The sequence below is a fragment of the Asaia sp. SF2.1 genome (genome assembly GCF_000505765.1).
GTDB lineage: Bacteria > Pseudomonadota > Alphaproteobacteria > Acetobacterales > Acetobacteraceae > Asaia > Asaia bogorensis.
Genome location: NZ_AYXS01000046.1, coordinates 1 through 992, shown reverse-complemented (window position 1 = coordinate 992; position 992 = coordinate 1). Strand labels below are relative to the sequence as shown.

Below are 992 nucleotides of genomic sequence, written 5' to 3'. Positions count from 1 at the left end.
TGCATCAACAGGTCGAGGAAGCGGCGCGGCGTATGGGCCAGGCGCACGCGACCGCCACCCAGCTGGCGGAAGCCGAGGCCAGGCAACAGGAAATCCTGACGGGGCAATTCAATCAGTCCGTTGCGGCCATCAACGAGCACACCCAGGCCGAGCAGGATCTGCTGGCGGGCTATGATGCCTCGAAAGGCTCGCTCACGCAGTACCAACAGGCGATGGAGGCCGTCGAGAAAGTGCGTGCGACCTCGATCGACGGCACAGCCGAACAGGCCCGACAACTCGATATCCTGACAGGATCGCTCAAATCGGCCACGGCCTCGCAGGTCGATATGGCCAATGCGGGCAAGCTCTATGGGCAATCGCTGGATCTGGAAGTCATCAAGGCCCAGACGGCAGCGATCGGACAAAACAGCAACGCCGTATCGGTGCAGATTGCGGTGATGAAAGAGCGCAACCGCATTCTCGAGGCGGGCGGCGATATCAACTCGAAAACAAGCCAGGCCTATCTCGACAATGTGGCGGCCATCCAGATGGCAACCAACGCTTATCAGCATCAGAAATCGGCGCTCGATGATCTGACAGGGAGCCTGAGCGGCATGTTCGACACGCTGACGAACAGCGTCACGCAGGCCTTTGTGCAGAGCGGAAAAGGCGCGGTCGATTTCGGCTCGATCCTGTCCGGCCTGCAAACGCAGATAGTCGGGCTGGTGGCCAAGATGGCGCTGATTAACCCGGCCCTAAACGCGCTGGATGGCGGCTCACGCAATACGATTACGGGTCTGTCTGACACGCTGGCCATGGGCGGCTCGGTCGGCAACAAGGCGGCTAGTGTCTCAATTGCCGGGGCCGGTTCGCCCGCATCGAGCGTGGCGAGTTCGAGCGGCTGGCTTTCGGGAGCCATGAAAACGAAGCTCTTCGGCACGGCTACGATTGGCAACACCCTGGCCGGTGTGGGCGGTGGTTTCGCTCTCGGTTCCGCACTGGGTAATATCGGC

At 61.3% G+C, this 992-nt stretch carries 1 protein-coding gene; it reads left to right on the top strand.

Annotated features, from left to right (window positions below; all coding sequences use genetic code 11):
- Nucleotides 1–32 precede the first annotated feature (32 nt).
- A partial coding sequence (locus tag P792_RS32900; RefSeq protein ID WP_035440522.1) for a hypothetical protein occupies nucleotides 33–992 on the top strand: 960 nt, incomplete at its 3' end.